Genomic DNA, 7013 nt, shown 5'->3' on the forward strand with positions numbered 1-7013 from the left:
ATCGTGTGGCTCAGGGCGAACCGGAAGCCATGGAAACCGATCTGCTGGCAATTCGGCCTGTCGCGCACCGCTGCCACCAAACGCTGGCAGTACGGCATCGCCCTGATTGTCTGGCGCCTCAACGGGCGTGTTCCGCCGCGCCGACGCTCGCAGCGCTTCGTCGTTGAGAACGCCGACCGCCTGTCAAGGAAAATCGTCCTTTGAGGAAACTTTCTGGTGTACATCGCAAGGCCTTACAGATTTCCGGAATGAGGGTAGAAAACGAATATGCTCGGGAGAGGCGCGCGCGGGACGGCCCGGGGCGCTGGCGTCCGAGAGTCCATCGAGGGGACCAGCGGGGTCCAATCCGCTAACCCTTTGAATTCAATGGTTCCTTCTGGGCCGAATTCGTATGCTGGCGGGCTTGGCGCGCAATATCGCCAGCGACAGGGCCGGTTTTTTGGGAAGCCACCCGGAATCCGGATCCATGAAAACCCCGCGCAAACCCCAATAAACACTGGCCTTCCGGCCGGATACCCCCGGATGCCGCTGGACCCCGCGAGGAGTCCAGCGCGGCATCCGGAATCCGCCGCGCTGGGATCCACCACATTCACGGAACATCGCCCATGACGCTGAGCTTCGCCCCCGAGCGGATCGAGACCTGGCCGCTGGCCAAGCTCCAGCCCTACGCGAAGAACGCGAAGGTGCACGGGGCCGAGCAGGTGGCGAAGATCGCCGCCAGCATGGCCGAGTTCGGCTGGACCGTGCCCTGCCTCGTCGGTGATGACGGCGAACTGATCGCCGGCCACGGGCGCGTGCTGGCTGCCACGCAGTTGGGGCTGACCGAGGCGCCGGTGATCGTGCTGGGGCACCTGAGCGAGGCGCAGCGGCGGGCCTATCGTTTGGCCGACAATAAATTGACCGAACTCGGAACATGGGACGAGGCGCTGCTGTCGGCCGAGTTGCAGGACCTGCTCGCCGACGACTACGACCTGTCGCTGGTCGGCTTCTCCGACGGCGAGCTCGACAAGCTGCTGGCCTTCGATCCTGACGGGGGCGGTGAAGAAGAAGGTGGCGCCGGGGGCTCGGTGCCTACGGTGACCATCCCCGAACCGCCGCGCAACCCGGCATCGCGCACGGGCGATCTCTGGATCCTCGGCGATCACCGGCTGCTCTGCGGCGACTCGACCAGCCGCGACGATGTGCGCCGGCTGATGAACAGCGAGCGCGCGGTGCTGTTCGCGACCGATCCGCCGTATCTCGTGGACTACGACGGGTCGAACCACCCGACGCGCAACAAGGATTGGAGCCAGTCCTACGGCGTCACCTGGGACGACAGCAGCCAGGGCGCCGAGCTCTACGACGGCTTCATCGCCGCCGCCGTCGCCGAGGCGATCACCGAGGATGCCGCCTGGTACTGCTGGCACGCCTCCCGCCGCCAGGCGATGCTGGAAGCCTGCTGGGAGAAGGCCGGCGCCTTCGTCCACCAGCAGATCATCTGGGTGAAGGACCGCGGGGTGCTGACCCGCTCCCACTACCTCTGGAAGCACGAGCCCTGCTTCATGGGCTGGCGCCGCCCGAACCGGCCGCCGAAGGTCGCCGAGGAAACGCTTCCCTCGACCTGGGAGATGCCGTCCTTTGCCAAGGAGGAGCGCCCGGACCACCCGACGCCGAAGCCGCTCGACGCCTTCGGCATCCCGATGCGCCAGCACGTGGCGCGGGGCGGCCTCTGCTACGAGCCATTCTCGGGCTCCGGCTCGCAGATCATGGCGGGCGAGGCCAACGGCCGCCGCGTCTACGCCATGGAGATCAGCCCGGCTTACGTCGATGTCGCCGTGGAGCGCTGGCAGGCCGCGACCGGCCGGGATGCGATCCTCGACTGCGACGGCCGGACCTTCGCGCAGGTGAAGGCCGAGCGGTTGGGCGACAAGGCCGATGCCGCCCCATCCGAACAGAAGCCCGCAGCCTGAGGCTATGGATGACCTGGCTCCACCTTCCTCCGGCCTGCCTGCCGGAGCCGGCGACGCGTGCCTGTTCGGCCTCTCGCTCTGCTCCGGCGCAGGCGGGCTCGACCTCGGGCTCGCCATCGCCTTGCCCGGATATCGAACTGTGGGCCATGTCGAACGGGAAACCTACGCCGCGGCCATTCTCGTGGCGCGGATGGAAGACGCGGCCCTGGATCCGGCGCCTGTCTGGGACGACGTTGCCAGCTTCGACGGCCGCCCGTGGCGCGGCGCGGTGGATATCGTCACTGCGGGCTATCCGTGCCAGCCGTTCTCCGTCGCGGGCAAGCGCCGGGGCGCGGACGACCCCCGCCACCTCTGGCCGCATGTCGCCCGCATCATCGGCGAGTGCACACCGCCCTTCGTCTTCCTCGAGAATGTCGCCCATCATCTCCGCCTCGGCTTTCCCGAGGTCGCCACAGGACTGGTCGGCATGGGCTACAGAACTGCGGCGGGCCTCTTCACGGCGGCGGAAGTCGGGGCGCCCCACAAGCGGGAACGGCTCTTCATCCTCGCCCACCGCGAGCACGACCACATGGCCGACCCCGCGCGCCTGCTCCGGGACCCGCTCCAGCGGTGGGAACCGGACCGAGATGCTCGCCCGCTGGCCGACCCCGATGGCGAGCGACGGCAACAAGCCGAGCGCGGGCAAGCGCAAGACGGCCGACCTGACCGGTGTGAGCCGGATGTGGATGACGCCGACAGCGCGGGATCACAAGGACGGGGCGACGACATTGGCGAACACGCCGGTGAACGGCCTGCTTGGCCGCCAGGTCCTGGTGACGCCGACGGCTGGCGGGAATTCCTGCGAGACGCCCCGGACCTTGAACCCGCTGTTCGTCGAGGCGCTGATGGGCTGGCCCACCGCGTGGACCGGCTTCGGCTCTGTGGCAACGGCGTGGTCCCGCTGGTTGCCGCGCATGCGCTCCGAACTCTCGCAGCTCAATTGCTGGCCAATGGATGAGGACGTGGCATGAAACAGAGCCGCACCATGTCGCTGGTCGAAGCCATCGCCAATGTCGCCGTCGGCTATGTTCTGGCCATCGCCACTCAGATCGTCGTGTTCCCGTGGTTTGGGATCGAGACTGGGCTGGCTGAGCATCTCACCATCGGTCTCGCTTTCGTCGGCGTCTCGCTGGCGCGCGGCTACCTCCTGCGCCGGTTGTTCGAGGCGCTGCGGATGCGCGGGACGAAATAAGCACCGCCGCCCGTTTGGGGCGGCGGCTACAGAATGGACCGGGTGTCAATCGCTGGCGATACGATAGACTCGCCCGCGCCCCTCGACCTTCTCGGAAGCGATCGTCAGGCCCAACTTCTTCTTCAGCGCGCCGGACATGGCGCCTCTCACAGTGTGCGACTGCCATCCCGTGGCGGCAACGATCTCGCCGATGGTCGCGCCACCCTCAGCGCGGAGCATCTCGATCAGCTTCGCCTGCTTCGTACCCGTGCGCGGTGTGCGCGCCTTGGGTGCGGGGTCAGGAACCGGTTGCTGCGGCTCGAAGCCGATGGCGGCGAGCCCCGCGTCGGTGATGTGCAGGAGGATGGCGCAACCGTCCTCGTCGTTGCGCCAGATGCGGTTCAGGGCGGGATCGGCCTTCGCGAGTTGGTCCGTCACCGTCTCGGCGATCAACCCGCGCTTCAGCAATGCGCCGATTACCTTCTGTGCGGCGCCTCCGCGCAAGCTGCCGGGAAGCGGCAGGACGTTGCGGTCGTCGCGCTGCGCGGCGGCGCTAAGGATCACGAGTTGGGCGTCGGAAAGCTGGATCTGGGTCACGGGGTCGTCTCCTTGATCGGGGCCGCGACCGTCGCGGCCCTTCCACGACCCCAAGCCGCGCATCGGCGCGGCGGGAGTTCCGGCGGCGGCGCCGGTCAGGCGTCTGGCGCGTCCTCGCCGAAGGCGAAGGCCGTGATATCGGCGAGCCGCTCGGCGATGTGGCCGAGGCTGCCGACATGGCTCCAGTTCACCTCGTCCGGGCCGACGTTGAAATGGTCGTCGCTGAGCGCCTGCAGGCGGGCGAGCATCCCGTCGATCTCGGCCTTGCGCGAAACAAAGGCGGCGAGCGCAGCGTCGCGGTTGCGGCGTGCCCTTTCGGCGCGGAGTTCGTGGCGGGGTGTGGTCTCGGGGTTCAGGCGGTTCATGGCTGGCTCCGGGTGAGTTGCATCGTCCTTGTGATCGGACGTTCGCTCGAGGCGCCCGGCTTATCAACTCGATAAGCACCTGAGTTTGAATGATAATCGGAACCCGTCATGCATGGCATGAGCGAGCGCCAGTATGCCGCCCGCGTCGGCCTGTCACGCGGCGCGATCCAGAAGGCGAAGGCGGCCGGAAGGCTCGTCCTGCACGAGGATGGCAGCATCGACGCGGATGCGTCCGACAGGCTTAGGGCCGAGACGACCGACCCGTCGAAGACGAGGAAGGCGCAGAAGCTGAAGCCCGTCCCCGAAGCGGCGGTGTCGGCGGTTGGCGACACGCTGCGCGAACAGGGGCTTGCTGCCCCAGCGACCGGCGGCGGCACGACCTTCCTGCAGGCAAAGACCGCGCATGAGGTGCTGAAGGCGCAGGAGCGGCGCATCCGGCTGCAAAAGCTCAAGGGTGAGCTTGTCGACCGCGCCCGAGCGGAAACGCTCGTGTTCCGCCTCGCGCGCGAGGAACGCGACGCGTGGGTGAACTGGCCGGCGCGGGTGGCGGCGCCGCTGGCAGCCGAACTGGCATTGGCGCTCGCACAGGCTGCGGATGCCGAAAACGCAAATGCACAACCGGCGGTCACGACCGCGCTGATCCAGAGACTGCTCGAAACCCATGTCCGCGCCCAACTCGACAGCCTCGCCGAGGTTCGGCCGAGGCTCGGATGACGGTGCGGAGGAATTCGACGGGGCGGAGGGGATTCTTCGGGCCTGGCGGAGCGGCATCCGGCCCGATCCCGACCTGACGGTCTCGCAATGGGCGGACCGCCATCGCCGGCTGGGGACCCGCGCAAGCGCCGAGCCGGGGCGTTATCGCACGGACCGCACGCCCTACATGCGCGAGATCATGGATCGGCTGAGCCCCGGCGATCCGACCCAGCGGGTGGTGTTCCAGAAAGCCGCGCAGGTGGGCGCTCCGCTGGCGCTGGATACGCCCGTGCCGACGCCCTTCGGCTGGACCACCATGGGCGAAATCGCGCCGGGCGATCTGCTCTACGACGAGGGAGGGCGCATCTGTCGGGTCACGGGTCTGTCGCCGGTTTTCACCCACCGCGCCTGCTTCGAGGTCGAATTCGACGATGGCGAACGGATCGTCGCGGATGGCGATCATCGCTGGCCGGTATGGGACTTCACGAACGACCGCCCCGTCGCGCGCACGCTGACCACGGCGGAGATGGCCGGACGCGTGACGATCGGGGCGGGCAAGCGCCGGCGCTATGCCATAGACTGTTGCGACGCGGTCGACATGCCGGAGCAGGATCTGATTCTGCACCCTTACGTGCTCGGGCTCTGGCTCGGGGACGGCGCGTCGATCATGAACCATGTCTCGGTGCATGAGGATGACGCCGAGATCGTCGAGCATCTGCGCGCCTGCGGGGTCGAGGCCGAGTTCCGGCTGCCCAAATGGCGCAAGGGTCGGATCGCCAATGTGGTGATCGACCCGACCTTCCGGCTGCGGCGGCCGGACGGCGCGTCGGTTTCGGAATGCTTCCGCTCTCGCTTCGTGACGAGGCTGCGCCAGCTCGACGTGCTCGACAACAAGCATGTGCCGCTCGCGTACATGCGGGCGAGCCGCGCGCAGCGGCTCGAGCTGGTGCGCGGGTTGATGGATTCCGACGGCACCATCACGCCAGATGGCAAGCGCTGCGAGTTCTCGAACGCGGATCGCGGGCTGGTCGACGCGATGGTCGAACTGCTCCGCAGCCTCGGCTACAAGCCGGCGGTCTATCGCATGGCCAGTCGGCGCAAGGTGTTCGGGACGGACGGGCGCGTGACGCGTTCCGCGCAATACTGGCGGGTGTCCTGGACGGCCTATGCCGAGGAGCCGATGTTCCGGCTCTCGCGCAAGCGGGCGCGGATGCGCTCGATCGAGAGCGGACGGCCGGGGCGGAGCCGCCGGCGCCGCATCGTTGCGATCCGGTCTGTGCCGAGCGTGCCGGTGCGCTGCATCGAGGTGGACTCGCCAAGCCACCTGTTTCTTTGCGGCAAGGGCTGGATCCCGACGCACAATACCGAGGCCGGCAACAACTGGATCGGCTTCGTGATCCACCACGCGCCGGGCCCGATGCTGGCAGTCCAGCCGACGGTGGAGCTCGCCAAGCGCAACTCGCGCCAGCGGATCGACCCGCTGATCGAGGAAAGCCCGGCGCTGAAGGAGCGCGTCCGGCCCGCCCGCGCCCGCGACAGCGGCAACACGCAGCTGTCGAAGGATTTTCCGGGCGGCGTGCTGGTGATGACCGGCGCCAACTCGGCGGTGGGGCTTCGCTCGATGCCGGCCCGCTACGTGTTCCTCGACGAGGTGGACGCCTATCCCGCCTCGGCCGACGAGGAAGGAGACCCGGTCGGGCTTGCCGAGGCGCGGTCGCTGACCTTCGCCCATCGGCGCAAGGTGTTCCTGGTCTCAACCCCGACGATCCGGGGGCTCAGCCGGATCGAGCGCGAGTTCGAAGCCAGCGACCAGCGCCGCTTCTTCGTGCCATGCCCCCATTGCGGCGCGATGCAGTGGCTGCGCTTCGAACGGCTGCGCTGGCAGAAGGGCAGACCCGAAACGGCGGCCTACCATTGCGAGGCCTGCGAGGAGCCCATCGAGGAGCACCACAAGCCGGCGATGCTGGCGGCGGGCGAATGGCGGGCCACCGCCGATGCACGCGATGCGCGGACGGTGGGCTTCCATCTCTCGGCGCTCTACTCGCCGCCGGGGTGGAAGAGCTGGGCCGACATCGCGCGGGACAAGGAGACGGCCGCGGGCTCGGACGAGGCCGAGCGGGTGTTCCGCAACACGGTGCTGGGCGAGACCTGGATCGAGACCGGCGACGCGCCCGACTGGCAGCGAATCGCCGAGCGGCG

Annotated in this window: 8 protein-coding genes; 6 read left to right on the forward strand and 2 right to left on the reverse strand. The window is 68.3% G+C overall.

What is annotated here, in order from left to right:
* The 4 genes from C4S70_RS18745 to C4S70_RS17860 all read left to right on the forward strand — a co-directional run.
* Positions 1-204: DUF6362 family protein (locus C4S70_RS18745; RefSeq protein WP_235003890.1), on the forward strand; the 204-nt coding region annotated here is incomplete at its 5' end.
* Between the two features lie 401 nt (positions 205-605).
* Positions 606-1949, forward strand: a complete 1344-nt coding sequence (locus C4S70_RS17850) for a site-specific DNA-methyltransferase (protein ID WP_104009445.1) — start codon at positions 606-608, stop codon at positions 1947-1949.
* A gap of 4 nt (positions 1950-1953) precedes the next feature.
* Complete coding sequence (locus C4S70_RS17855; RefSeq protein WP_104009446.1) at positions 1954-2946, forward strand: DNA cytosine methyltransferase; 993 nt, start codon at positions 1954-1956, stop codon at positions 2944-2946.
* Between the two features lie 9 nt (positions 2947-2955).
* Positions 2956-3180, forward strand: coding sequence for a DUF7220 family protein (locus C4S70_RS17860; RefSeq protein ID WP_104009447.1), 225 nt, complete (start codon positions 2956-2958; stop codon positions 3178-3180).
* Positions 3181-3225: 45 nt separating this feature from the next.
* Here the strand turns inward: C4S70_RS17860 and C4S70_RS17865 are convergent, their stop codons facing one another.
* Positions 3226-3756 (reverse strand): DUF3489 domain-containing protein, encoded by a 531-nt coding sequence (locus C4S70_RS17865; protein ID WP_235003891.1) that lies wholly within the window; start codon positions 3754-3756, stop codon positions 3226-3228.
* A 95-nt stretch (positions 3757-3851) separates the two neighbouring features.
* Complete coding sequence (locus C4S70_RS17870; protein ID WP_104009449.1) at positions 3852-4121, reverse strand: hypothetical protein; 270 nt, start codon at positions 4119-4121, stop codon at positions 3852-3854.
* Between the two features lie 108 nt (positions 4122-4229).
* Here C4S70_RS17870 and C4S70_RS17875 point away from each other — a divergent pair, with 108 nt between their 5' ends.
* Positions 4230-4835 carry a hypothetical protein gene (locus C4S70_RS17875; protein ID WP_104009450.1) on the forward strand — a complete coding sequence of 202 codons (606 nt, stop codon included), beginning with the start codon at positions 4230-4232 and terminating at the stop codon, positions 4833-4835.
* A partial coding sequence (locus tag C4S70_RS17880) for a terminase gpA endonuclease subunit (protein ID WP_200822812.1) occupies positions 4783-7013 on the forward strand: 2231 nt, incomplete at its 3' end. The genes C4S70_RS17875 and C4S70_RS17880, both read left to right, overlap by 53 nt.

This window comes from Jhaorihella thermophila, from assembly GCF_900108275.1.
Lineage (GTDB): Bacteria > Pseudomonadota > Alphaproteobacteria > Rhodobacterales > Rhodobacteraceae > Jhaorihella > Jhaorihella thermophila.

What these genes read in the sequence shown, in the direction of transcription:
- C4S70_RS17850 (WP_104009445.1), top strand. Translation starts at nt 606, where the DNA reads ATGACGCTGAGCTTCGCCCCCGAGCGGATCGAGACCTGGCCGCTGGCC.
- C4S70_RS17855 (WP_104009446.1), top strand. Translation starts at nt 1,954, where the DNA reads ATGGATGACCTGGCTCCACCTTCCTCCGGCCTGCCTGCCGGAGCCGGC.
- C4S70_RS17860 (WP_104009447.1), top strand. Translation starts at nt 2,956, where the DNA reads ATGAAACAGAGCCGCACCATGTCGCTGGTCGAAGCCATCGCCAATGTC.
- C4S70_RS17870 (WP_104009449.1), bottom strand. Translation starts at nt 4,121, where the DNA reads ATGAACCGCCTGAACCCCGAGACCACACCCCGCCACGAACTCCGCGCC.
- C4S70_RS17875 (WP_104009450.1), top strand. Translation starts at nt 4,230, where the DNA reads ATGCATGGCATGAGCGAGCGCCAGTATGCCGCCCGCGTCGGCCTGTCA.